Raw genomic sequence first — 24,120 nt, forward strand, 5'->3', positions numbered from 1 at the left:
AGTATCGAGGACGTGACCCTGATCCTGCTCTACCTGGTGGTGCTGGTACTGGTGGCCATCGTGCTGTTCGCCGTGGGCAGCGCGCTGTTCGGCCGCGGGGAGTCGCTGCCACCCCTGCCCCGCGACACCACCGCCACGGTGCTGCCGGCCTCCGGCGTCACCGGCGCCGATGTCGACGCGCTCAAGTTCACCCAGACCCTGCGCGGTTACAAGGCCGGCGAGGTCGACTGGGTGCTCGACCGGCTCGGCCAGGAACTCGACCAGCTTCGCGGTGAACTCGCCGCGGTCCGCGGTGCACACGGACTCGACGCGGACACCGGGGCCCGACGGGACCCCGCCGAGGCCGGCGCGCACGCCGCACCTTCGGGCGAGCCGGAACAGCCGTGACCACCCCCACCGCGGACGACGGCCGGACGCGGTGCGGCTGGATCGACCAGAGCCGGTTGGCGCCGCCGGATTTCGTTCTCTACCGCGACTATCACGACACCGAGTGGGGCAGGCCGCTGCACGATGCCGGCGCCCTTTTCGAGCGCATCAGCCTCGAGGCGTTCCAGAGCGGGCTGTCCTGGCTGATCATCCTGCGTAAGCGGGACAACTTCCGGCGCGCCTTCGCCGGGTTCGACGCCGAGAAGGTCGCCCGCTTCACCGACCGCGACGTCGAACGCCTGCTGGCCGACACCGGCATCGTGCGCAACCGCGCGAAGATCGACGCCACCATCGCCAACGCCCGCGCGGTCGCCGACCTCAACGACGCCGGAGTGGACCTCGGTGAACTGTTGTGGTCGTTCGCGCCCGCGGCCCGGCCGCGCCCCGCCGACCTCTCGCAGGTGCCTGCCGTCACGCCCGAGTCCACCGCGATGGCCAAGGACCTCAAGCGGCGCGGGTTCCGGTTCGTCGGTCCCACAACGGCGTATGCGTTGATGCAGGCCACCGGGATGGTCGACGACCACGTCGCGGACTGCTGGGTTCCGGTCGCCGCCGGGCATCGGGCGGGGGCCGCGTCGGACTGATCTTGGCGTCGTCCTGGGCGCGTCATCGACGGGTCTTGCACATCCACCCCGGTGGATAGGGAACAATAGAGGTCGTAGCAGTTCAGCTCCGGGTGCTGCCGACGAGTGGGCAGCCCGGCCGACCAGGTGTGGCGCAGCCGCACCCGGCGGGATGGTTCATGGTGGAGGGAGCACTCGATGGCGGCGATGAAGCCCCGGACCGGCGACGGTCCTCTGGAAGCAACCAAGGAGGGGCGCGGCATCGTGATGCGGGTACCACTTGAAGGCGGTGGTCGACTCGTCGTCGAACTCACACCCGATGAGGCGGCCGCCCTGGGCGACGAACTCAAGGGCGTCACCAGCTAGTCGGTCAGCCGGCTTCGGCCGCTACGGGCAGATGTCGCGGTAGATCTGCAGGGTCTCCTCGGCGATGTGCGCCCACGAGAACTCCTTGATGCAGCGCTGCCTGCCAGCCTGCCCGTATTCGCGGGCCTTGGCCGGCTCGGCGACCAGGGAGTTGACCGCGTCGGCCAACCTGGTCTCGAAGAACGCCGTGTCGGTGGGGTCGTAGTGCACCAGTAGCCCGGTCTGGTGGTCGGCCACCACCTCAGGGATGCCGCCGACGTCGGAGGCCACCACCGGCGTCGAGCACGCCATCGCCTCGAGGTTCACGATGCCGAGCGGTTCGTACACCGAGGGACACACGAAAACCGTCGCGGCAGAGAGAATTTCGCGGATCTTGCCGATCGGCAGCATCTCGCGCACCCAGAACACGCCCGTGCGCGCCCGCGCCAGCTCCTGCACGGCGGCGGTCACCTCGGCGGCGATCTCCGGTGTGTCCGGGGCGCCTGCGCACAGCACCAGCTGGACCTCGGGGGCGAACCCGTGGGCGGCGGCGACCAGATGGGCGACGCCCTTCTGGCGGGTGATCCGACCGACGAAGGCGGCGATCGGCCGGCTCGGGTCGACGCCGAGTTCGGCCAGCACCGATTCGCCTCGCTGCGGCTCGGCGGGGTACCACACCTCGGTGTCGATCCCGTTGCGCACGACGTGCACCCGAGCGGGACTCAACGCCGGGTAGGTGCGCAGCACGTCGGCGCGCATGCCGGCGCTGACCGCGATCACGGCGTCGGCGGCCTCCACCGCGGTGCGCTCGACCCAGGACGAGACCCGGTAGCCGCCACCGAGCTGTTCGGCCTTCCAGGGCCGCATCGGCTCCAGCGAGTGCGCCGTCAGCACGTGCGGAACGCCGTAGAGCAGCGCCGCGAGGTGACCGGCCAGCCCGGCGTACCAGGTGTGCGAATGCACGACGTCGGCCTGGCCGGCGCCGTTGACCATGGTGAGATCGGCCGACAGCGTGGACAACGCGGGATTGGCGCCCTTGAGCGCGGGATCGGGCTGCGCGACGAATGCGCCGGGGCGTTCGGCGCCCATGCAGTGCACGTCGACGTCGCACAGCTTGCGTAGCTGGGCGACGAGTTCGGTCACGTGCACGCCGGCTCCGCCGTACACCTCGGGTGGGTACTCCCGCGTCATCATCGCCACCCGCATGCCTACGACGGTAGTTGTCGCGACGCGCCACCGCAGGCTTGTTTTGAAGCTGCCGTGAGCCGGGTACGCCTATGCCGTTGCGGAGCCAAACGCCTTGACAGACCGGCCTTCAAAACGGTCAATGGCTGGCCCTGGTGGGTACCGGCGGATAGGTTTGGATCATGAGGGAATTGCCACATGTGCTGGGCATCGTCCTGGCCGGCGGGGAAGGCAAGCGGCTCTACCCGCTGACGGCTGACCGGGCGAAGCCCGCGGTTCCCTTCGGCGGCGCCTACCGGCTCATCGACTTCGTGCTGTCGAACCTGGTCAACGCCCGGTATCTGCGGATCTGCGTTCTCACGCAATACAAGTCGCATTCACTCGACCGCCACATCTCGCAAAACTGGCGGCTGAGCGGCCTGGCCGGCGAGTACATCACCCCGGTGCCCGCCCAGCAACGGCTCGGGCCGCGCTGGTACACCGGGTCGGCCGACGCGATCTACCAGTCGATGAACCTGATCTACGACGAGGATCCCGACTACATCGTCGTGTTCGGCGCCGATCACGTGTATCGGATGGACCCTGAGCAGATGGTCCAGTTCCACATCGAGAGCGGTGCCGGGGCGACCGTGGCCGGTATCCGGGTGCCCCGCGCCGAAGCGAGTGCGTTCGGGGTCATCGACGCCGACGAGTCCGGACGGATCCGCAGCTTCATCGAGAAGCCCGCCGATCCGCCGGGCACGCCGGACAATCCCGACGAGGCGTTCGTCTCGATGGGCAACTACATCTTCACCACCAAGGTGCTCATCGACGCCATCCGCGCCGATGCCGACGAGGACCATTCCGACCACGACATGGGCGGCGACATCATTCCGCGGCTGGTGTCCGACGGCATGGCCGCCGTCTACGACTTCTCCAACAACGAGGTGCCCGGCGCCACCGAACGCGATCACGGCTACTGGCGCGACGTCGGAACCCTCGACGCGTTCTACGACGCGCACATGGACCTGGTGTCGGTGCACCCGGTGTTCAACCTCTACAACAAGCGCTGGCCGATCCGCGGGGAGTCCGGGAACCTGGCGCCGGCGAAGTTCGTCAACGGCGGTTCCGCGCAGGAGTCGGTGGTCGGCGCCGGGAGCATCATCTCCGCGGCGTCGGTGCGCAACTCGGTGCTGTCCAGCAACGTCGTCATCGACGACGGCGCGATCGTCGAGGGCAGCGTCGTCATGCCGGGCGCCCGCGTCGGCCGGGGTGCGGTGGTGCGCCACGCGATCCTGGACAAGAACGTCGTCGTCGGGCCGGGGGAGATGGTCGGCGTCGACTTGGAGAAGGACCGCGAACGCTTCGCGATCAGCGCCGGCGGAGTGGTCGCCGTCGGTAAGGGCGTCTGGATCTAGCTCGTCACCCGCCGCGGAACGGCGTTCCCGGCGCTCAACTGGGCGGCTCGAGCGCCGTGCCCGCCGTCTCGGTTCGGCGGCGCCGTCGCCGGCGGCGCAGCAGCGCGACCGCCATCCACGCCAGCAGCACCAGTGCGACCAGCACCAGCACGGGCAGCAACACCGCCACGAACACCAGGCCGATGCTGGTGACGTCCTCGAGTGTGGAGAGCACCGGCGCGGCGACACCGGCGGTGGCGACGTTGGCCGCGGGCCGCATAGCCGACTTGGTCAGCGACACGGCGAGCGCGGTGACGACGCCGATCGCGACGGGCACCCACTGACCGGACTCGGCGAACGCGCCGGGGTCGGTGACCGCACCGGTCTGTGCCGCGGTGCCGGAGCCGAAGACGATGCCGCCGGCGGTGGGTCGCACGAACGTCTGGATCATGTCGTTGACGGTGTCGAGCGCCGGGATCTTGTCCGCCACCACCTCGACGGCCAGCAGCGCCGCGACGATCACCATCACCCAGCCGTTCTCCAGCCAGGACCAGGTGTGTGGCAGCGACACCAGGTCGGTGAACCGGGCCAGCAGCCCGAGAGCGAGCAGCGGGATGTAGGCGTTCAGTCCCGCGGCGGTCGCCAGGCCGAGGCCGGTCAGCAGCTCCACTGGGTCATTATGAGCGCGTCACCACACGAAGGGCAGCAACCTGAAGCGCACCTGCCCGGTGTATTCGCGGTACCCGGCGAGTTGTTCGACCAGCAGCTTCTCCTCGTCGAGGATCCGCAGGGCGAGCAGCGCCAGTCCCGGCACGATCGCGACGAGACCCCAGTAGGAGTCCAGGGCCGGCGGGGTGCCGAGGAGCATGACGACCGCGCCGGTGTACATCGGGTGCCGCACGATGCCGTACAGCCCGGTGGACGCCAGCGGCTGGTCCGCCTCGACGGTCACCGTCGCTGCGGCGTAGCGGTTCTGGATCACCACCAGCTGGGCGACCAACAGGCCCACCGCGACAAGCACGTAGCCGATGACGACGACGGGTCCCGGCACCGACGACCAGCCGAACCGGTGATCGAGGGCGCTGACCACGAGCATCGCGACGACCAGCAGCACGACACCGGCGACGACGAATCGTTGCACCGGACGCGCCTCGGCGGTCGGGCCTGCGTTCATCCGGCGCTGCATGGCGGCGGGATCGCGGATCGCCAGGTACAGACTCGGCCCGATCGTCGACACCACGAACACGGCGATGAACACCCACGCCTGCCAGTAGTGGACGGTGCCGGCGGGCACGAACAGTGCCAGCCCGAAGAAGGCGAAGGAGAACAGTGCCGATCCGAAAGTCTGCAGTGCGATCTTCACGGTGCTCCTCAGCGCACGTCGCGGCGGCGGAAGGCGAGGACGCCCGCAGCGATCAATGCGGCGTCGATCGTCAGCAACCACAGTAGCGGCGTCGCGGTGAACCCACCGGTGCCGACATGCGGGATGTGCACGAACGGTTCGAGATCGATCAGCCACTGCGGTGAATTGCCCAGCGATCCCAGCAGGAACACGGCGACGAACACCACCAGGACACCCCACGCGACCGGCGTGAACCGCGGCGCGATCCCGAAGATCGCCACCGTCACCGCCGCTAGCAGCCACACCGCGGGCAGCTGCACCGCGGCGGTGCCCAGCACCGTGGGCAGCGTGCCGGAGACGTCTCCCGCACTTGCGCCGTAGACCAGGCCGGTGACCGCGCCCGACAGCAGCAGTGCGACTGCCGATCCCACGATGGGAAATACGAGATGACCAGCCAGCCAACGGGTTCGGGCAATGGCGCCGGCGAGCAGTGTCTCCGCCCGCGCGCTGCTCTCCTCCTGGTGCAGCCGCAGGGTCAGCGAGATCGCGAACGCCGCGGTCACCATGCCGAGCATGTTGAAGGCCACCGCGATGAACGCCTGTTCCATGACCTCGCTGCCGCCGAGACGGCTCACGATGTCACGGGAGATCTCGCTGTTGCCGATCTCTTCGCCGATGCCGTTGACGATGCTGCCGATCAGCAGTCCGTACAGACAGAGGCCGACCGTCCAGACCAGCATCGACCCGCGGTTGAGGCGCCATGCCAGCGACGTCGCGCCGCGCAGGCCGCCACCAGCGCGAGGTGCGCCGGGCCGCTCGGCGATCAATCCGGCGCCGACGTCGCGACCGGCCAGCAGCCGATAGGCGACGACCGCCAGGATCGCGGTGAGCAGCACGTGCAGCGCCAGCACCGCGAACCGGTCGCCTGCGAACGGGCGCACCTGCAGCGACCAGCCCAGCGGAGACAGCCACGTCAGGAACTCCGCGCGAGGTCCGGCGTCGCCGACGGCGCGCAGGGTGAACGCCGCGCCCAGCGCACCGAATGCGGCGCCACGGGCGAAGCGGGCGCTCGGCGAGAGCTGGGCCGCCACGGCCGCGACGGCGGTGAAGACCAGGCCCGAACACGCCAGCGCCAGTGCGAAGGCGAGTGAGCCGGTGACGGGAATGTCGAGGGTGGCCAGGCCCGCGAAGCCGATGACCCCGGTGAGCACCGACGCACCGGCCGACAGCAGCAGCGCCGCAGTGAGGCTCGCGTACCGCCCGACAGCGGTCGAGTCGAGGAGTTCGGTGCGGCCGGTCTCCTCGTCGGCGCGGGTGTGCCGGATGACGGTCAGGATCACCGCCACTGCGATGAGCACGTGGAACATGCCGGCCTTCCAGATGCCGACGGCACCGAGGCTGTCGTTGTAGACCTGGCCGTAGAGCGCCCGTTGGGCCGGGCTGGCCATGATGGTCGCGGCCAGCGACGCGCGGTCGGCCTGCGTGGGGTAGACGGCCTCGGTGCTGCCGACGTACACGGTGGCCAGCGGGACCGACAGCAGCAGCACCCACAGCGGCACCACGATGCGGTCGCGACGGAGGTAGAGACGAAGCAGCCCAGCGGTTCCCGAGAAATGAGAGCCCCGTGGCGGGGCCTGATGGGCGGGCTGGTGGTGCGGGCGGTCCAGTGTGGTGCTCACGCCGTCACCTTCTCGGGCTCGTCGTCGGAGGTGTCGCTGGTGTCGTAGTGCCGCAGGAACAGGTCCTCCAGCGTGGGCGGCTGGCTGATCAGGCTGCGCACCCCGGCGTCGCCGATCGCCTTGATCACCTCACCGAGCCGTTCGGCGTCGACCTGCGCACGCAGCGTGTGCCCGTCGACCGAGACGTCGGCCACGCCGTCCATGCCCAGGAGGCGCTCGAGCTGACCTGCGTCGCCGACCATCTCGGCCTTGATCGACGTCCTGGAGAGGTGCCGCATCGACTCCAGCGTGCCGGATTCGACGGTGCGGCCCGCGCGGATGATGGTCACCCGCTCACACAGCGCCTCGGTCTCGGCGAGGATGTGGCTCGACAGCAGCACCGTGGCGCCACGGTCGCGCGCCTCGGCGACGCACTGCTGAAAGACGTTCTCCATCAACGGGTCGAGTCCGGTGCTCGGCTCGTCGAGCAGCAGCAGGCGGGCGCGTGAGGAGAACGCGGAGATGAGCGAGACCTTCTGCCGGTTGCCCTTCGAGTACGTTCTGGCCTTCTTCGACGGGTCGAGGTCGAAGCGCTCGATGAGCTCCCGGCGGCGCGTCTCGTCGAGACCGCCGCGCATCCGGGCCAGCAGGTCGATGGTCTCGCCGCCCGTGAGCGACGGCCACAGCGTCACGTCGCCGGGCACGTAGGCGATCTGCCGGTGCAGGTCGACCGCGTGGGTCCACGGGTCGCCGCCGAGCAGTCGCACGGTGCCGCCGTCGGCGCGCACCAGGCCGAGCAGGATGCGAATGGTCGTCGACTTGCCCGCGCCGTTGGGGCCGAGGAAGCCGTGCACCTCGCCTTCGGCGACGGACAGTTCGAGCCCGTCGAGTGCGCGGGCCGCGCCGAATCTCTTGACCAGGCCGTGGATCTCGATGGGTTGGTTGCCGGGTGTCGTGGCCATCACTTCTCCTTCGACGTGGGGATGGGCTCACCCGTCGCCTGTTGGGCGACGAAAGCGTCGTACATCGTCGAGTCGGTCATCAGGCCGTGGGAGTACACCTCGAGCGCGGGGACGACCATGTCCTGGGCGTAGTCGCGCAGCACGGCGCGCAGATCGGTCGGGTCGGCGTGCATCTGCAGGTACAGCAGGAAGCTGCCGCCGTTGGTCATCGCAAGATATTTGGCCCGCGCCTTGGGGTCCCGGCTCGGCTTGATCGTGCCGGCGCGCACGCCTTCCTCCATGTACTGCTCGACGTTGTCGATCATGTTGTGCCAGAACGCTTTCGCCAGATCGCCGCCGGACTGCATGCTGCGCACCAGGTAGGCCATCATCGGCGCGTAGGACTCGATCTCGGCCATTTGGGCGAACCACGTCGACGGGTCTTTGCTCTGGATCGATGCCGACTTGGTGCTGCGGATCTGCTCGGTGATGTAGTCGTCGCACACTTTGCGCAACCCGTCCTTGGAGCCGAAGTGGTGGATCACCAGTGCGGCGCTCACCCCGGCGGCGTCGGCGATCCTGCGCAGTCCCACCGTGAAGCCGTTCTGACCGAACTGGTCGATCGCCGCGTCGCGGATGCGTGCGACGGCCGTCCTGTCCTCCGGTGCTGAACGCATGTTCAGTAGACTAAACGCGCGTTCAGCCCACGGTCAAGAGCTGACCACGAGAAGGCCCCCGCAAGCGGGAGGTGCCCCCCGCAAAGTGGCCCGACACGCCGTCGAACCGGCGCACTTTGTGTCTGCTCGCGCTGAGATCAGGGGCGTGCAGAGGGTGTCAGTCGCGCGCGGCGGCCAACAGGCCGTCACCGAGCGGTACCAGAACGGGGGTGAACCGCTCGTCCTCGGCGATCAGCCGGGCCGCTTCGCGCACCGCGCTGACCTCGGCGTCGTGCGCCGACGCGTCGCCGGCACGGCCGCCGAGTGCCGCCCGGTGCACCACGATCGCGCCGCCGGAGCGCAGCAGCCGGACGCCTTCGACGACGAACTGCGGCTGGTCGATCGGGTCGGCGTCGATGAACACCAGATCGTAGGACTCGTCGGCGAGGCGGGTCAGCACATCCTGGGCGCGGCCGCTGATCAGCCGGCTGCGGCCCGGCCCGATTCCCGCTTCACCGAATGCCTGCTTGGCGATCCGCTGGTGCTCGGGTTCTACGTCGATGGTGGTGAGCACGCCGTCCTCGCGCATGCCCGACAGCAGCCACAGGCCGCTCACCCCGGCGCCGGTGCCGACCTCGACGACCGCTCGCGCGCCCGTCAGCCGGGCGAGCACGCTGAGCAGCGCGCCCACCGCGGGCGTGACCGCGCCGGCGCCGATGTCGACCGCGCGCTCACGGGCGGCCGCGACGATGGAATCCTCCGAGATGGACTGCTCGGCATGGTTGACGATCGCCGCGGCACGGCTGGACGGCTGCGCGGTCGGGTCGTCGGTGCTGGCCATGCCCGCAGCGTAGATCGCGCGTCCTGCGGCCAAAGCGTCGACACGCCCGCGCGGCAACGTGTGATTTGCGTCGTAAATCCCGGGTTTTCGCTGGTTGGACTAGGGGTAGACACGTTTCTCAGGGAAACTTCAGTGTGCTCATACGCGCTGCACACAGCGATGAGGAACGGTATCGGCATGGAGAACGGCGGACGCTGGCGCTTCGGGAATAACGACCTGGACGGTCGCGTTGCCGCGAACATCGAGCAGTCGTCGTCTGACGACGGCCCTGACCTGGAGGATCTGACGACCACCACCGCTGCACAACCGGCTCCCGTCACGATGGCGCACCTCGAGCAGTACGCCGACTCGGACTGGGTGGAGACGACCGACGAGCTGACCGGAACCGCGGTCTTCGACGCCACCGGCGACAAGTCGTCGATGCCGTCCTGGGACGAGCTCGTCCGCCAGCATGCGGATCGGGTGTATCGGTTGGCCTACCGCCTGTCGGGCAACCAGCATGACGCCGAGGACCTCACGCAGGAGACGTTCATCCGCGTGTTCCGGTCGGTGCAGAACTACCAGCCCGGCACCTTCGAGGGCTGGCTGCACCGCATCACCACCAACCTGTTCCTGGACATGGTCCGGCGTCGCGGCCGCATCCGCATGGAGGCGCTGCCCGAGGACTATGACCGCGTCCCGGCCGACGACCCCAACCCGGAGCAGATCTACCACGACTCGCGCCTGGGCCCCGACCTGCAGGCCGCCCTCGACTCGCTGCCGCCGGAGTTCCGGGCCGCGGTTGTGCTGTGTGACATCGAGGGCCTGTCGTACGAGGAGATCGGCGCCACGCTCGGAGTGAAACTGGGCACCGTGCGCAGTCGCATCCACCGCGGCAGGCAGGCGCTGCGTGACCACCTGGCCCGCCACTCGTCGGAAACGGCCAGATCCGCCTGACCGTCACAGGTGTCCGGCGGGACGTCTCGCGCTACATTCGAAGTGAGCACCGCGCGCCGTGATGAGTGGAGAGGAGCTGGGTGATGGTCGACCCGGGACATGTGTTCCGTCGCGCTTTCTCCTGGTTACCCACCCCGTTCGCGTCGCAGAACGACGCGCCGGTCGGAGCGCCGCGGCAGTTCGGCTCCACCGAGCACCTCTCGATCGAGGCGGTAGCCGCGTTCGTCGACGGCGAACTCGGCATGAACGCCCACCTGCGCGCCGCGTCGCATCTCTCGCTGTGCGCACAGTGCGCAGCCGAGGTGGAGGCGCAGGGCCAGGCCCGCTCGGCGTTGCGGGACTCGCGCCCGATCGCCGTGCCGACCTCCCTGCTCGGGATGTTGTCGCAGATCCCGCACTGCACCCCGCCTCAGTCGGCCGAAGAGCCGGCACAGCCGCAGTTTGCTGACGACCCGAGCCGAGCCCGTCGCAAGCGCCGGTAGGCTAGATGCGAGTCAGCTCGACCTGCGCCGGCGACGGCGGGCGCTCCCAGCAGAAGGTGAATGACGCGTGACCAACCAGGACCCGTCCGGCGACAGCCAGCGTCTGGACCCGCGCCCTGTCGACCGCCCCGCAGTCGACCCCGCTGCCCAGCGCGCGTTCGGCCGCCCCGACGGGTTCCGCGGCTCCTTCGTGGCCGAGGCCGAATTCCGCGACCGCGGCGAGTACACGCCGAGGGACAAGGCGGCCGACCCCGTGCTGGCCGAGGCGTTCGGGCGGCCGCGGGCAGGCGGCGAGTCCCTGCAGCGCCACCCTGCGGACGCCGGCGCACTGGATGCCGAACGCGACGCCGGACTCGCCGACGAGACCGACGACCCCTGGCGCAATCCCGCGTCCGCCGCGTCGCTGGGCACCCCCGCCATGCCGCAGTCCACGGCGACGCACGCTGCCGCGCCTGCCGGCCGGCTCGGCGTCCGTGACGTGGTCTTCGGTCGGCGGGTGTCGTTCGTGGCACTCGCGATCGTGGGCGTGATCGCCCTCGTCGTCGGCGTGCTCGGCGGCTGGATCGGCTACCTGACGGCCGACCCGGTGTCGGCATTCACCACCTCCGAGGCGACGCTCGACACCGCCGACGCCGACGACCCGCCCGAGGGCCGGTTCATGAAGGTGGCCGCCGAGGTCGCCGACGCGGTGGTCACCATCGAGGCGACCGTCGGCAAGGAGGGCTCCCAGGGCTCCGGGGTGGTGGTCGACCCCCGCGGCTACGTCGTCACCAACAACCACGTCATCTCCGAGGCGGCCACCAAACCGGCCGAGTCGAAGATCAAGGTCGTGTTCAACGACGGCAAGGAGGTTCCGGCCAACCTGGTGGGCCGCGACCCCAAGACCGACCTCGCCGTGCTGAAGGTCGACAACGTCGACGACCTGAGCGTCGCGAAGCTCGGGGACTCCGACAAGCTGCGGGTGGGCGAAGAGGTGATCGCCGCGGGCGCGCCACTCGGCCTGCGCAGCACGGTCACCCAGGGCATCATCAGCGCGCTGCACCGGCCGGTGCCGCTGTCGGGTGACGGCTCCGACACCGACACCGTGATCGACGGTGTCCAGACCGACGCGTCGATCAACCACGGCAACTCCGGCGGTCCGCTGATCGACATGAACGCCAACGTCATCGGCATCAACACCGCGGGCAAGTCACTCTCCGACAGCGCCAGCGGCCTCGGCTTCGCGATCCCGGTGAACGAGGTCAAGATGGTGATGGACGCGTTGATCAAGGACGGCCGGATCTCGCATCCGACCCTCGGCCTCACCGCGCGGTCGGTCAGCAACGACGTCGCGTCCGGCGCCCAGGTCGCCAACGTGAAGGCAGGCAGTGCCGCGGAGCAGGCCGGCATCCTGGAGAACGACGTCGTCGTCAAGGTCGGGTCGCGGGAAGTGGCCGACGCCGACGAGTTCGTCGTCGCGGTGCGGCAGCTCAAGATCGGCGAGCCCGCGCCGATCGAGGTGATGCGCGAAGGCCGTCCGGTGACGCTGACCGTGACCCCGACGCCCGACAACACCGTCTGACCGTGTTCGCCAACATCGGCTGGGGCGAGATGCTGCTCCTGGTGATCGCGGGTCTGGTGATCCTCGGCCCGGAGCGGCTGCCCGGCGCCATCCGGTGGACGTCGGGGGCACTGCGCCAGGCCCGCGACTACGTCAGCGGCGCCACCACCCAGTTGCGCCAGGATCTCGGACCGGAGTTCGACGACCTGCGCGAGCCGCTCAGCGAGCTGCAGAAGCTGCGCGGGATGACGCCGCGGGCCGCGCTGACCAAACACCTGCTCGACGGCGACGACTCGATCTTCACCGCGTTCGACAAGCCGACCGAGAAACCGGTGAGCGCACCGACTCCGCCGGTCCCGCCGCAGGCCGCGACCGAGCCGCCGAGCCCGAGTACGCCGGCGACCACGCGGTTCGACACCGACGCGACCTGATCAGCGCCCGTCGATCCGTTCCGTAACAGCCGCGGGATCAGACGAAGTACTTCTCGTTCCCGCTCGGGTATCCGCCGCCGTTGGTGGCGATGTGGACGTGGTCGAAGTGGTTGAGCGTCTGGTTGCCGTAGTCCGCGGTCCAGCTGGGGGCACCGACGCCCGGATAGAAGCCCTGCCGCCAGATGACGTGGATGACGCCCCAGCGCTTGGCGTTCGCGAGGGCGTAGCCGGCGATCTGGTTGCCGAGCGCGATGCCTTCCTCGCTGCCGTGGTTCGGGATCATCACGTCGATCGCCAGACCGTTGGGGTGCCATTTCAGCGCGTCCTGCCGGTATCCGCCGATGGTCTTGATCTCCGGGAACAGCGCACTGATGGCACGCGCGGCGCGGATGGTGTTCACCTGCAGACCGGATTCCGGGGCGATGCCGCGCGGCAGCTCGAACAGGGTGGGGGTGGTGGCGACCGGCGCCTGTGCCGCCAGCAACTCGGCGACCGGCGCGGGATTGCCGGCAGGCGGCGGCCCGGGGGGGACGATGGCCTGCTGGCTGGCCGCCTCGGGGGGTGCCTCGGCGGACGGCGGCTTGGCGGCCTGCACGTAGAGCAGCGCTGCTGAGACGACAACGGAACCCGCCAGCGCCAGCAACCGGCCGCGGCCGTTGGCGGAAGGTGCGCTAGTCACGAGTCAGCACTCTAGTGTCGTGGGTCGCGTGGTGTGGGGCTGTTGGTGTTGATGGTAAGAAAATCGACCCTCAGCGGCCGGCGGGATCGAGGCCCAGCGACATGCCTGCCAGCCCGCGCTTGCGTGCCGACAGCGCGTCGGCGACGCCGCGAAGCTCCTTGCCCGCCGGCGAATCCGGGGCGCTGAGCACCAGCGGAACGCCCGAGTCGCCCGCGTCGACGAGCGCCTTGTCGATCGGCACCTGACCGAGCAGTGGCACGTCGGCGCCCACGGAACGGGACAGGCTCTCGGCCACCTTGCGGCCACCGCCCTCGCCGAACAGCTGCAGGGTCGACCCGTCGGGCAGCAGCAGTCCCGACATGTTCTCGACCACGCCGACGATTCGCTGACGGGTCTGCAGGGCGATCGCGCCCGCCCGCTCGGCTACCTCGGCGGCGGCCGCCTGCGGCGTCGTCACCACCAGGATCTCCGCGCCCGGGATCAGCTGTGCCACCGAGATCGCGATGTCACCGGTGCCGGGCGGCAGGTCGAGCAGCAGCACGTCGAGATCGCCCCAGTACACGTCGGCGAGGAACTGCTGCAACGCGCGGTGCAGCATCGGCCCGCGCCACACCACCGGGGTGTTGCCCTGGGTGAACATCGAGATCGAGATGACCTTCACCTCGTGGGCGATCGGCGGCAGGATCATCGAGTCGACCTGGGTGGGCCGGTCCGTCGTGCCCATCATCCGGGGCACCGAATGGCCGTAGATGTCGGCATCGAGCACACCGACGGCGAGTCCACGCGCGGCCATCGCGGCGGCCAGGTTCACCGTGACGCTGGACTTGCCGACGCCGCCCTTGCCGGAGGCGACCGCGTACACGCGGGTCAGCGAATTGGGTTGGGCGAACGGGATCACCGGTTCGCGGGAGTCGCCGCGCAGCAGTACGCGCAGTTCGGCCCGCTGCTCGTCGTTCATCACGTCGAGGCTGACCTTGACGGCGCCGGTGCCGGGCACGTCGGCGACCGCCTGCTGCACGCGTTCGGAGATCTCGGTCTTCTTCGGACACGCGGAGGTGGTCAGGTAGATCTCGACGTGGACGCTCGAGTCGGCCTCGATCGTCACGTCCTTGACCATGCCGACCTCGGTGATCGGCCGTCGCAACTCGGGGTCGATGACCTTGGTCAGCGCGGCGCGCACCGCACTCTCGAGCTCAGAGGAAGAAGAAGACATCACCCGCGAGTGTAGGCCGCTGCTGCGGTCCGTCGTGACCGCGGCCGGTCAGGCGGGAGGGCCGGGCGCCGGGCCCGGTGCCGGGCCGGGCGCCGGTGGAGCTGCCGCGCCTGCCGCCGGCCCGGGGCCGGCCGCCGGGGGAGCGACGGGGCCGGGCGCAGGAGCCGATGCCGGAACACCGGGGCCGGGAGCGGGAGCCGATGCGGGAGTGGCGTTCCCGTCGAGGCAGAACACCACGCAACGCGGTGCCGGCGGTGGCTGCATCCACGGCGGTGTCCACGGCGGCGGAACCGGCGCGGGGGGTGCGGAGGCGACGGATGCCGGTGCCGGTCCGGGCAGCGGGCCGAGTGACTGGCCGGGCGCGAAGCCGGGGACGTCTCCGGGAGGGGCGCCGGCGCGGCCCATGAGCGGCATCAGAGCCAGCGGGTCGTCGGCGGGCAGGCCTGACGCGTCGCGCGGCATCCCCGGGCCCAGTCCCTGGTAGGCGGCGAGGTGACCGGCATCCAGCGGGCCGAGTACCGGCGCGCTCCCGGTGATCGGCGGCAGGTTCACCGGCATCACGCCGGTCGCGTAACCGGCGGCCCAGCTCAGCACGTTGCGGGCGTAGGCGACGGAGTTGTTGTACCGCAGGATCGCCGTCATCACCTGGGACTGGTCGCGAAGGTTGAGCCCGCCGCTGCAGAGGTAACGCGCGGCGCCCAGCGTCGCGTCGAACAGGTTCTGCACCTCGGCCTTGCCGTCGCCGTCGCCGTCGGACTTGTAGCGGGCCCATGTGCCGGGCAGGAACTGCATCGGACCCTGCGCCCTGGCGTACGTCACCCGGTCGGCCGTGCGGCTCTGGACGATGACCTCGTTGCCCGCCAGGGTGCCGTCCAGTGCCGGACCCAGGATCGGCTGCCGTGCGGTGCCGCGGGCGTCGGTGGCGCCGCCGTTGGCGTGCATGGACTCGATGCGTCCGATTCCCGCCAGCAGGTTCCAGCTCACGCCGCACCCGGGGTACGTCTTCGCCATCATCCGTTCGGCATTGCGGTACGCGCTCAGTGCCATGGCCGGGATGCCGAGGCTGCCCGGCGCGTTGACGACTGCGGCCGGGGGCGGGGCGGACGCCGACGAGGCGGCGATCCGGTAATCCCGCGGCGCCATCTTGACCGCGATCACGTTGGGACCCACCCGGTCTCGGGGAGAAGGCTCGACGGCGGCCAGGGGAGTCACCGCCGAGTCCCGCGTCGTGGAGCTCGCATCGGGTGCGGAGGCGCCGACGGCGCCGACGAGAATGACGGGTATCAGCACGGCGATACCGAACGCGGGCGAGCCCAAGGCCCGCCCTGCGTGACGTCGTGCGGCCGCGACGGCCGCCCCTCCCCCTATGCGCACTCAACCGTCCTCGGTCCGCGGTGACGTGTGAACCAAGTCACCATACCCATCTCTTGTTACGCGTGTTATCGCATTGGTCCACTGATGCGTTAACTGGACCGCTTGCCCCGGCGTTCGCTCCCGTCGGGCCTCGCGTCCCTTGTCGCTGCATCCCCGGCCGGTTCGAGCGCGGCGATCATTTCGCGGATCTCCTCGAGTTCGCGCCTCATGTAGTCGCGGGTGACCACCTCGCCGACGGCCAGTCGCAACGCCGCCAGCTCACGCGCCAGGTACTCGGTGTCCGCCTTGGTCTGGGTGGCGCGGCGCCGGTCCTCTTCGAGCGACACCCGGTCGCGGTTCTCCTGCCGGTTCTGGGCCAGCAGGATCAGCGGCGCGGCGTAGGCCGCCTGGGTGGAGAACGCCAGGTTGAGCAGGATGAACGGGTAGGGGTCCCACCGCAGGCCGACCGCGAACAGGTTCAGCGCGATCCAGACGATCACGATCATCGTCTGCACCGCCAGGTAGCGGCCGGTGCCGAGGAAGCGCGCGAGTTTCTCGCCGTACTGCCCGACGACCTCGCGGTCGAAGTTGACGGAGAAGCGCCGCCGCGACGACCGCGGGGTGTCGAGCCGGCTGCGCGCCGACGAGTCGCTCATGCCGAACCCTCGGTGCCGGAGAGCTCCGGTTCGTCGGCACGCTCGCGCCAGTCGTCGGGCAGCAGGTGGTCGAGCACGTCGTCGACCGACACCGCGCCGACCAGATGGTTCTCCTCGTCGACCACCGGACCGCAGACCAGGTTGTAGGCGGCGAAGTAGCGGGTGACGGCGGCCAGCGAGTCCTCGGGCGCCAGGCTCGGCAGGTCGGAGTCGAGGATGCCGCTGACGAGCGCGGCCGGCGGCTCCCGCAGCAGCCGCTGCAGGTGCACGCAACCGAGGTACTGGCCGGTCGGGGTGGCGGTGGGTGGCCGGGCGACGAACGCCAGCGACGCCACCGCCGGCGTCAGGTCGGGGTCGCGCACCCGGGCGAGTGCCTCGGCGACGGTGTTGTCGGGGGCCAGCACCACCGGTTCGGAGGTCATCAGTCCGCCCGCCGTGTCGGGTGAATGGCTGAGCAGGCGTCGGACGTCCTCGGAATCCTCGGGATCCATCCGCCGCAGCAGCGCCTCGGCGTCGGCCGGCGTCATGGTGCCCAGCAGGTCGGCAGCGTCGTCGGGGTCCATCGCCTCCAGCACGTCGGCGGCGCGGTCGGTCTTCAGATGATTCAGCACGTCGGCCTGGTCGTCCTCGGGCAGCTCCTGCAACACGTCGGCGAGGCGTTCGTCGTCGAGGGCCGCGACGAGTTCGTAGCGCCGCTTGGCGGGCAGCTCGCGGATCGCGTCGGCAACCTCGATCGGCCGCTGGCCCTCGAACTGCTCGAGCAGTGAGGCCACTCCCTGGTCGGGCATGGCCAGCCCGGACGGCGTCAAGCCGTGCACGTTCTGCCAGTCGACGATGTGGATATTGCTGCGCCTGCCGAGTCTTCGCTGCGGGCGCACCGCGACGCGGGTGACCTTCCAGTCCCTCGTCCTGGTCTGCTCGATGCCGAGATCGACCACCACGACGTCGATTCCGGCGAGCTGCGGCAGATCGGGATCGTCGACTCTGACCCGGGTCTCGAGCACCTGCCCGAGCACCAGCACCTCACCGGGCCGCTGCGAGAACTTGCGCAGCGACACGTTCGCGGTGTTGAGTGTCGCCGCGCTCGGCTCGATCGCCGTCACCCGCAGGATCGGCACGAAAATCCTTCTGCGGGTGAGCAGTTCGACCACGAAACCCAGAACACGAGGCTGATGCCTGACGATGCTGATGCTGATCACGACGTCGCGCACCCGGCCGATCGATTCGCCGTCGGGACCGAGCACGGCCATGCCCGCCAGCCGTGCCGCATAGACCCTGTTCACCGACGCCATGCCTCAAAGGGTAAAGAGTGGACCCGTGCACAACGCATATCGACCCCGCCGAACCTGCCTGTCCGTTCCCGGTAGCAGCGCCAAGATGATCGAGAAAGCCAAGGGCCTGCCCGCCGACGAGGTGTTCCTGGACCTCGAGGACGCGGTGGCCGCCGACGCCAAGGCCGACGCCCGACGGCAGGTGGCGGCCGCCCTGGCCGGCCCGGGGTGGTCGGGTCAGCTGCGCGGTGTCCGGGTCAACGACTGGACCACGCCGTGGACCCACGCCGACGTGATCGATGTGGTCACCTCCGTCGCCGAAGCCGGCGCGACGCTGGATCTCATCGTGCTGCCCAAGGTCACCGACGTGGCGCACGTCCAGGCGCTCGATCTGCTGCTGACGCAGCTGGAGACGATGCACGGCCTCGAGATCGGCGGAATCGGCATCGAGCCGCAGATCGAGAATGCCCAGGGGCTGACCAACATCGACGCGATCGCCGCGGGCCCGCGGGTGCAGGCGCTGGTGCTCGGCCCCGCCGACATGATGGCCAGTCTCAACATGCGCACGCTGGTGGTCGGTGAACAGCCCGAGGGCTACGACGTGGGCGACGCGTATCACCATGTGCTGATGCGCATCCTGATCGCCGCGCGCACACACGGGGTGGCGGCGATCGACGGTCCGTTCCTCAAGGTGCGCGACGTCGACGCCTTCCGCCGGGTCGCCGGCCGGTCGGCAGCGCTGGGCTACGACGGGAAGTGGGTGCTGCACCCCGGGCAGATCGCGGCGGGCAACGAGATCTTCAGCCCGCGGCAGGACGACTACGACCGCGCCGAGCTGATCCTCGAGGCCTACGAGTGGCACACGTCGCGCGCGGGCGGTGCACGCGGTGCGGTGATGCTCGGCGAGGAGATGCTCGACGAGGCGAGCCGGAAGATGGCTTTGGTGATCGCCGCCAAGGGCCGTGCCGCAGGGATGAGCCGTACCGGCGAGCGGTTCGAGCCGCCCGCTCAGGCAGGTAGCGCTACGGCGCCCACTGCGGGCTCATGAACACCAGACCCGCGATGACGATGAGGTAGATCGCGTAGAACGCCAGTACCACGGCGCCGAGGATGACCGCCGTCAGAGCCAGCCCGTGACCCTCCTGGCCGGTGCGGCGGGTGTCGCGCATCGCGATGACGCCGAGGACCACGCCCACGATCGCCGGTACGCCGCACAGCACGAGGCCCACCGCCGACGCGATCAACGCGATGATCGCGTTGGTGTTGGTGCCCGGCGGACGGCCGTACCCACCTGGCGGTGGGGGATACCCGGCATAGCCCGGATGGCCCGACGGGTGATTCGGAGTCGCGGCCCACTGGCCGGGCCATGGCGCTTCGGGTGGACGCGGCGAGTTTCCCAGCGACGGGTACTCGATGCCGCGCGCGTGCGGTTCCGGGTCGCCGGTCACGCCGAACTCATCATCGCGCCCCAGACGATCAGACTCAGGAACAGCGTGACTCCGCCGACCGCGATGCCCGCGATGGCGAGGCCCCTACCGCCCTCCTGGTCCTGTTTGATCTGGTTCAGCGCGACGATGCCGAGCACGATGCCGATGATCGACCCGATGAAGCACAGCAACCCGACGGCCGAGGCCACGAGTGAGCCGATGGCCAGACCGTTCGTCTTGCCCGGCGCGCCGTAGGCGCCGTAGTAGTCGGGCGGGGGGTAGCCGGCGGGCGAGCCGTAGCCGGCCGGTGGCGGATATCCGGGCTGAGCCGGGTAGCCCTGCTGCGACGGGTACCCCGAGGGCGGCGGGTAGCCGGAGGGCGGCGGATAGCCCGCAGGCGGCGGATAGTCGCCCGGGGTGCCGTAGCCGCCCCCGGGCGCGGTGTAGCCGCCGGCGTCGTACTGCGGCGGCGGGTAGCCGCCCTGGCCCTGGTACGACTGATCCGGGTAGGACGGCGGCGGGTAGGAAGAACCCGGGTAGGCCGGCGGCGGCGGGTAGTCCGGCGGCGAGAAGCCCGGCGGCGGATAGCTCGGGGGAGCGGCGTACGCGGGCGGCAGGTCGGTGGGCCCGGCCGACGAGGGAGCCACGTCGGCCTGGGCGGACTGCTCGATCGGCGGCGCCTCGTATCCGCTGGTCCCGGGCGCCTCGTAGCCGCCCGAGGCCGGCTCGGCGGACCCGGAGGAGGACTCGGATGATGACGTCTCGCCTGCGTTCCCGTCCGGATTGGTCATGGGTTTCAACCTAGCGCAACACGCCCATCGCCCGTGATCATGTGCGCGGCGGGCACCAAGTCGGCCGCAGGGGCGTTGAACTGGTGTGAGAAGGCTGCGACGGAGGCCTTCATAGAGGAGAATGACCACCGATGACGAGCCCCTTTTCCGCCGGCCAGACCCCCGGCGCGACGCCCGCCAACCCTTCGCCGGTGCGCGGCGGGCCGGCCGCGCTGCCCACCCCGCCGAAGGGGTGGCCGATCGGCTCGTACCCCACCTACGCCGAGGCGCAGCGGGCCGTGGACTACCTGTCCGACCAGGAATTCCCGGTGCAGCAGGTGACCATCGTCGGGGTCGACCTGATGCAGGTGGAACGGGTCACCGGCCGGCTGAGCTGGCCCAAGGTGCTCGGCGGCGGGGTGCTCTCCGGTGCCTGGCTCGGCCTGTTCATCGGTCTGATCCTGGGCTTCTTCAGCCCCAGCCCCTGGGGCGCGCTGCTGACCGGCCTGATCGCCGGCGTGTTCTTCGGGCTGATCACCTCGGCCATTCCCTACGCGATGGCGCGCGGCACAAGAGATTTCAGCTCGACCATGCAGCTCGTCGCCGGACGCTACGACGTGCTGTGCGATCCGCAGGGCGCCGAGCGGGGCCGGGATTTGTTGGCCCGCTTGACCATCTGACGTCCCCCGGGGGACCCGTGGCCCGCCCGGGAAACGGCCGGGCGCGGAGGCGTCCGCAGGTCACGATTGCCCGTCGATATCCCGGCACGCGCCGAAAGTGTTGCGCATCACGCGCGAATCGCTCTACGGTTTGCGCGCGGGAGGTTCCCGCAGCGGAGCCGCCTCGGCGGTGACATCGGATGTGGACGGGAGACCGGTGGTGCGCGCTCGGCGGCTATGTGCTGCAGCAGTCGCCGCGTTGTCGACGGCGTCGGTGGTGTCGGCGTGCGGATCGGATGGCGGCGGCAATGTCATCAATCTGTACACCTCGGCTAACGAACTCGCGACGTTCTCCGCACTGGCCAAGCGGTGCGAGGAGCAGCTGGACAACGGCTTCTCCATCCGACAGATCAGTTTGCCCAAGAGCGCCGATGAGCAGCGGTTGCAACTCGCCCGCCGATTGACCGGCAACGACAAGACGCTCGACATGATGGCGATGGACGTGGTCTGGACGCCAGAGTTCGCCGAAGCCGGCTGGATCGTCCCGCTCTCCGATGACCCCGCCGGGCTTGCGGAAACCGATGCCACCACCGACACGCTGCCCGGGCCCCTGGAGACGGCGACGTGGGACGACGAACTGTACGCGGCGCCGGTCACCACGAACACCCAGGTGCTCTGGTATCGCGCCGATCTCATGCCCGAGCCACCCGCGACGTGGGACGCGATGGTCGCGGAGGCGGGCCGGCTGAAGGCGGCCGGTCAGCCGAGCTGGATTGCCGTGCAGGGCAAGCAGTACGAAGGTCTGGTCGTGTGGTTCAACACGCTTCTGGAAAGCGCGGGCGGACAGGTGCTTTCCGACGACGGCAAGACGGTCACGCTCACCGACACGCCGGAGCACAGGGCTGCGACCGTCAAGGCGTTGCAGACCATCAAGTCGGTTGCCACCGCACCGGGTGCCGATCCGTCGATCACCCAGACCGACGAGAGCACCGCCCGCCTGGCGCTCGAGCAGGGCAAAGCCGCACTGGAGGTGAACTGGCCCTTCGTGCTGCCGTCGATGCTGGAGAACGCGGTCAAGGGCGGCGTCGGTTTCCTCCCGCTGGACAAGCGACCGGACCTGACGAGCGCCATCAACGAGGAGGGGACGTTCTCGCCCAGCGACGATCAGTTCCGCACCGCCTATGACGCCAGCCGCGAGGTGTTCGGGTTCGCACCCTTCCCGAGGGTCGACCCGAGCCGACCCGCGAAGGTCACCCTCGGCGGGCTCAACCTCGCCGTGGCCGAGACCAGCCGGCACAAGGCGGAGGCGTTCGAGGTGGTCCGCTGCCTGCGCAGCCCGGAGAACCAGCGGTACACGTCGGTCGAGGGCGGCCTGCCCGCGGTCCGGGCCTCGCTGTACGACGACCCGGCCTTCCAGGCGCGCTACCCGCAGTACGAGATCATCCGTCAACAACTCACCGACGCCGCGGTCCGACCGGCCAGCCCGCAGTATCAAGCGGTGTCCACCCGGATCTCGGTAACCCTCGCGCCGATCACCGCGATCGATCCTGAACGCACCGCCGACGAACTCGCCGAACAGGTTCAGAAGGCGATCGACGGTAAGGGACTCATCCCGTGACGGCCGGAGTGGACTCCGTGGCGACAACCGGTACCGACGACACCAGGTCGGAGCGTCGGCTCGCGTTCCTGCTGATCGCCCCGGCCGTGCTCCTGATGCTCGCCGTCACCGCCTACCCGATCGGGTACGCGGTGTGGCTGAGCCTGCAGCGCTACAACCTCGCCACCCCCGACGACACCGAGTTCGTCGGATTGTCGAACTACGTCACGGTCCTCACCGACGGTTACTGGTGGACGGCACTGCTGGTGACCCTGGCGATCACCGTGGTGTCGGTCGCGATCGAATTCGTGCTCGGCATGGCGCTCGCCCTGGTCATGCATCGCACCATCTTCGGCAAGGGCGTGGTGCGCACCGCTGTCCTCGTCCCGTACGGCATCGTCACCGTCGCGGCGTCCTACAGCTGGTACTACGCGTGGACGCCGGGCACCGGCTACCTGGCGAACCTGTTGCCCGAGGGCAGCGCACCGCTGACCGAACAACTGCCGTCGCTGGCGATCGTCGTGCTGGCCGAGGTGTGGAAGACCACCCCGTTCATGGCGCTGCTGCTGCTCGCCGGGCTCGCGCTGGTGCCCCAGGATCTGCTCAGCGCCGCGCAGATGGACGGAGCCGGCGCCTGGAAGCGGTTGGTCAAAGTCATTCTGCCGCTGATCAAACCGGCGATCCTGGTGGCCCTGCTGTTCCGTACGCTCGACGCGTTCCGGATCTTCGACAACATCTACGTACTGACCCAGGGCGCCAACAACACCGGTTCGGTGTCGATTCTCGGCTACGACAACCTGTTCAAGGCCTTCAACATCGGGCTCGGTTCGGCGATCAGTGTGCTGATCTTCCTGTGCGTGGCGCTGATCGCGTTCATCTACATCAAGCTCTTCGGGGCGTCCGCGCCCGGATCCGACGAGGAGAGGCGCTGACGTGGCCGAGCGGATTGGTCCCGGACGCGGCGCCGGGTGGGCCGTCGCGAACGTCCTCGTGGTGATCTACGCGCTGGTGCCGGTGTTGTGGATCTTGAGCCTGTCCCTGAAGCCGACGTCAACAGTCAAGGACGGCAAGCTGATTCCGTCCGAGATCACCTTCGAGAACTACAAGGGCATCTTCTCCGGTGACGCCTTCTCCTCGGCCCTGATCAACTCGATCGGCATCGGCCTGATCACCACGGCGATCGCCGTGCTCGTCGGCGGCATGGCGGCCTACGCGGTGGCGCGGCTGGTGTTCCCGGGCAAGAAGCTGCTCGTCGGCGTCGCGCTGCTGATCGCGATGTTCCCGCAGATCTCGCTGGTGACCCCGCTGTTCAACATCGAGCGCCGGATCGGCTTGTTCGACACCTGGCCCGGCCTGATCATCCCCTACATCACCTTCGCGCTGCCGCTGGCGATCTACACACTGTCGGCGTTCTTCCGGGAGATCCCCTGGGACCTGGAGAAGGCGGCGAAGATGGACGGCGCCACACCCGCCCAGGCGTTCCGCAAGGTGATCGCGCCGCTGGCGGCGCCGGGCATCGTCACCGCCGCGATCCTGGTGTTCATCTTCGCCTGGAACGACCTGCTGCTCGCGTTGTCGCTGACCGCCACTCAGCGGGCCATCACCGCGCCCGTGGCGATCGCGAACTTCACCGGCAGCTCGCAGTTCGAGGAGCCCACCGGGTCGATCGCGGCGGGGGCGATGGTGATCACCATCCCGATCATTATCTTTGTTCTCATCTTCCAGCGACGGATCGTCGCTGGCCTGACGTCCGGTGCGGTGAAGGGGTAGTCG

27 protein-coding genes are annotated in these 24,120 nt (G+C 69.6%); 13 read left to right on the plus strand and 14 right to left on the minus strand.

The genetic code is table 11. The annotated features are described in order from the left end of the window. Window positions 1-12 precede the first annotated feature (12 nt). The 3 genes from ACPCHZ_RS21215 to ACPCHZ_RS21225 all read left to right on the plus strand — a co-directional run bounded on the left by ACPCHZ_RS21215 (window position 13) and on the right by ACPCHZ_RS21225 (window position 1,355). The gene (locus ACPCHZ_RS21215; RefSeq protein ID WP_423486540.1) at window positions 13-387 is read left to right on the plus strand and encodes a DivIVA domain-containing protein; all 375 of its coding nucleotides are present in this window, start codon (window positions 13-15) and stop codon (window positions 385-387) included. Next, on the plus strand, window positions 384-1,010 hold the full coding sequence (locus ACPCHZ_RS21220) for a DNA-3-methyladenine glycosylase I (protein WP_423486541.1): 627 nt from the start codon (window positions 384-386) through the stop codon (window positions 1,008-1,010). The genes ACPCHZ_RS21215 and ACPCHZ_RS21220 overlap by 4 nt, the downstream gene beginning before the upstream one ends. A 177-nt stretch (window positions 1,011-1,187) precedes the next feature. After that, window positions 1,188-1,355: a DUF3117 domain-containing protein gene (locus tag ACPCHZ_RS21225; protein WP_003406247.1), complete on the plus strand. Its 168-nt coding sequence runs from the start codon at window positions 1,188-1,190 to the stop codon at window positions 1,353-1,355. 21 nt (window positions 1,356-1,376) lie between these two features. Here ACPCHZ_RS21225 and glgA read toward each other — a convergent pair whose 3' ends face one another. Then, window positions 1,377-2,540 (minus strand): glycogen synthase, encoded by a 1,164-nt coding sequence (gene glgA / locus ACPCHZ_RS21230; RefSeq protein ID WP_423486542.1) that lies wholly within the window; start codon window positions 2,538-2,540, stop codon window positions 1,377-1,379. 161 nt (window positions 2,541-2,701) lie between these two features. Here glgA and glgC point away from each other — a divergent pair, with 161 nt between their 5' ends. Further along, entirely contained in the window at window positions 2,702-3,916 is a 1,215-nt protein-coding gene (glgC, locus tag ACPCHZ_RS21235; RefSeq protein ID WP_423486543.1) for a glucose-1-phosphate adenylyltransferase, read from the plus strand. Window positions 3,917-3,950: 34 nt separating this feature from the next. Here glgC and ACPCHZ_RS21240 read toward each other — a convergent pair whose 3' ends face one another. From ACPCHZ_RS21240 to ACPCHZ_RS21265, 6 genes are all read right to left on the minus strand, one after another. Beyond that, entirely contained in the window at window positions 3,951-4,565 is a 615-nt protein-coding gene (locus tag ACPCHZ_RS21240) for a DUF4126 domain-containing protein (RefSeq protein WP_423486544.1), read from the minus strand. An 18-nt stretch (window positions 4,566-4,583) separates the two neighbouring features. Continuing rightward, entirely contained in the window at window positions 4,584-5,258 is a 675-nt protein-coding gene (locus ACPCHZ_RS21245; RefSeq protein ID WP_423486545.1) for a methyltransferase family protein, read from the minus strand. A gap of 8 nt (window positions 5,259-5,266) precedes the next feature. Beyond that, window positions 5,267-6,916 (minus strand): ABC transporter permease, encoded by a 1,650-nt coding sequence (locus ACPCHZ_RS21250; RefSeq protein ID WP_423486546.1) that lies wholly within the window; start codon window positions 6,914-6,916, stop codon window positions 5,267-5,269. Continuing rightward, the gene (locus ACPCHZ_RS21255) at window positions 6,913-7,857 is read right to left on the minus strand and encodes an ATP-binding cassette domain-containing protein (RefSeq protein ID WP_423486547.1); all 945 of its coding nucleotides are present in this window, start codon (window positions 7,855-7,857) and stop codon (window positions 6,913-6,915) included. Before ACPCHZ_RS21255 ends, ACPCHZ_RS21250 begins: the two co-directional genes overlap by 4 nt. After that, window positions 7,857-8,513, minus strand: coding sequence for a TetR family transcriptional regulator (locus tag ACPCHZ_RS21260; protein ID WP_423486548.1), 657 nt, complete (start codon window positions 8,511-8,513; stop codon window positions 7,857-7,859). Before ACPCHZ_RS21260 ends, ACPCHZ_RS21255 begins: the two co-directional genes overlap by 1 nt. Before the next feature lie 157 nt (window positions 8,514-8,670). After that, window positions 8,671-9,333: an O-methyltransferase gene (locus ACPCHZ_RS21265; RefSeq protein WP_364974169.1), complete on the minus strand. Its 663-nt coding sequence runs from the start codon at window positions 9,331-9,333 to the stop codon at window positions 8,671-8,673. Between the two features lie 177 nt (window positions 9,334-9,510). On the opposite strand from ACPCHZ_RS21265, the gene sigE reads away from it, so the two are divergent. From sigE to tatB, 4 genes are all read left to right on the plus strand, one after another. Continuing rightward, a complete protein-coding gene (gene sigE / locus ACPCHZ_RS21270; RefSeq protein ID WP_364976654.1) occupies window positions 9,511-10,269 on the plus strand; it encodes an RNA polymerase sigma factor SigE in 759 nt (252 codons plus the stop codon). Between the two features lie 83 nt (window positions 10,270-10,352). Continuing rightward, a complete protein-coding gene (rseA, locus tag ACPCHZ_RS21275; protein ID WP_423486549.1) occupies window positions 10,353-10,751 on the plus strand; it encodes an anti-sigma E factor RseA in 399 nt (132 codons plus the stop codon). Window positions 10,752-10,818: 67 nt separating this feature from the next. After that, a complete protein-coding gene (locus ACPCHZ_RS21280; RefSeq protein WP_423486550.1) occupies window positions 10,819-12,312 on the plus strand; it encodes a S1C family serine protease in 1,494 nt (497 codons plus the stop codon). A 2-nt stretch (window positions 12,313-12,314) separates the two neighbouring features. Continuing rightward, window positions 12,315-12,722: a Sec-independent protein translocase protein TatB gene (gene tatB / locus ACPCHZ_RS21285; protein WP_423486551.1), complete on the plus strand. Its 408-nt coding sequence runs from the start codon at window positions 12,315-12,317 to the stop codon at window positions 12,720-12,722. 37 nt (window positions 12,723-12,759) lie between these two features. Here the strand turns inward: tatB and ACPCHZ_RS21290 are convergent, their stop codons facing one another. The 5 genes from ACPCHZ_RS21290 to ACPCHZ_RS21310 form a co-directional block, all read right to left on the minus strand. Next, window positions 12,760-13,401, minus strand: a complete 642-nt coding sequence (locus ACPCHZ_RS21290) for a glycoside hydrolase (protein WP_423486552.1) — start codon at window positions 13,399-13,401, stop codon at window positions 12,760-12,762. A gap of 70 nt (window positions 13,402-13,471) precedes the next feature. Then, on the minus strand, window positions 13,472-14,614 hold the full coding sequence (locus ACPCHZ_RS21295; RefSeq protein WP_423486553.1) for an Mrp/NBP35 family ATP-binding protein: 1,143 nt from the start codon (window positions 14,612-14,614) through the stop codon (window positions 13,472-13,474). Between the two features lie 48 nt (window positions 14,615-14,662). Next, entirely contained in the window at window positions 14,663-15,988 is a 1,326-nt protein-coding gene (locus ACPCHZ_RS21300; RefSeq protein ID WP_423486554.1) for a lytic transglycosylase domain-containing protein, read from the minus strand. A gap of 89 nt (window positions 15,989-16,077) precedes the next feature. Further along, on the minus strand, window positions 16,078-16,623 hold the full coding sequence (locus ACPCHZ_RS21305; protein ID WP_364974152.1) for a DUF1003 domain-containing protein: 546 nt from the start codon (window positions 16,621-16,623) through the stop codon (window positions 16,078-16,080). Beyond that, entirely contained in the window at window positions 16,620-17,915 is a 1,296-nt protein-coding gene (locus ACPCHZ_RS21310; protein ID WP_364974149.1) for a magnesium transporter MgtE N-terminal domain-containing protein, read from the minus strand. The genes ACPCHZ_RS21305 and ACPCHZ_RS21310 overlap by 4 nt, the downstream gene beginning before the upstream one ends. A 25-nt stretch (window positions 17,916-17,940) precedes the next feature. Between ACPCHZ_RS21310 and ACPCHZ_RS21315 the strand changes: the two genes are divergently transcribed. Further along, window positions 17,941-18,942, plus strand: coding sequence for an HpcH/HpaI aldolase/citrate lyase family protein (locus ACPCHZ_RS21315; protein ID WP_423486555.1), 1,002 nt, complete (start codon window positions 17,941-17,943; stop codon window positions 18,940-18,942). On the opposite strand, the gene ACPCHZ_RS21320 is transcribed toward ACPCHZ_RS21315, so the two are convergent. Continuing rightward, on the minus strand, window positions 18,917-19,342 hold the full coding sequence (locus tag ACPCHZ_RS21320; protein ID WP_423486556.1) for a DUF4190 domain-containing protein: 426 nt from the start codon (window positions 19,340-19,342) through the stop codon (window positions 18,917-18,919). The two genes, ACPCHZ_RS21315 and ACPCHZ_RS21320, sit on opposite strands and share 26 nt — an antisense overlap. Continuing rightward, window positions 19,339-20,112, minus strand: coding sequence for a DUF4190 domain-containing protein (locus tag ACPCHZ_RS21325; RefSeq protein WP_423486557.1), 774 nt, complete (start codon window positions 20,110-20,112; stop codon window positions 19,339-19,341). The genes ACPCHZ_RS21320 and ACPCHZ_RS21325 overlap by 4 nt, the downstream gene beginning before the upstream one ends. A 131-nt stretch (window positions 20,113-20,243) precedes the next feature. On the opposite strand from ACPCHZ_RS21325, the gene ACPCHZ_RS21330 reads away from it, so the two are divergent. The 4 genes from ACPCHZ_RS21330 (at window position 20,244) to ACPCHZ_RS21345 (ending at window position 24,117) form a co-directional block, all read left to right on the plus strand. Further along, window positions 20,244-20,771 carry a general stress protein gene (locus ACPCHZ_RS21330; protein ID WP_364974138.1) on the plus strand — a complete coding sequence of 176 codons (528 nt, stop codon included), beginning with the start codon at window positions 20,244-20,246 and terminating at the stop codon, window positions 20,769-20,771. A gap of 199 nt (window positions 20,772-20,970) precedes the next feature. Continuing rightward, window positions 20,971-22,368 (plus strand): ABC transporter substrate-binding protein, encoded by a 1,398-nt coding sequence (locus ACPCHZ_RS21335; protein ID WP_423486685.1) that lies wholly within the window; start codon window positions 20,971-20,973, stop codon window positions 22,366-22,368. After that, a complete protein-coding gene (locus ACPCHZ_RS21340; RefSeq protein WP_423486558.1) occupies window positions 22,365-23,279 on the plus strand; it encodes a carbohydrate ABC transporter permease in 915 nt (304 codons plus the stop codon). Before ACPCHZ_RS21335 ends, ACPCHZ_RS21340 begins: the two co-directional genes overlap by 4 nt. 13 nt (window positions 23,280-23,292) lie before the next feature. Next, entirely contained in the window at window positions 23,293-24,117 is an 825-nt protein-coding gene (locus ACPCHZ_RS21345) for a carbohydrate ABC transporter permease (protein ID WP_364976652.1), read from the plus strand. Window positions 24,118-24,120 lie beyond the last annotated feature (3 nt).

This window comes from Mycobacterium sp. NPDC050041 (assembly GCF_049541695.1).
Classification (GTDB): domain Bacteria; phylum Actinomycetota; class Actinomycetes; order Mycobacteriales; family Mycobacteriaceae; genus Mycobacterium.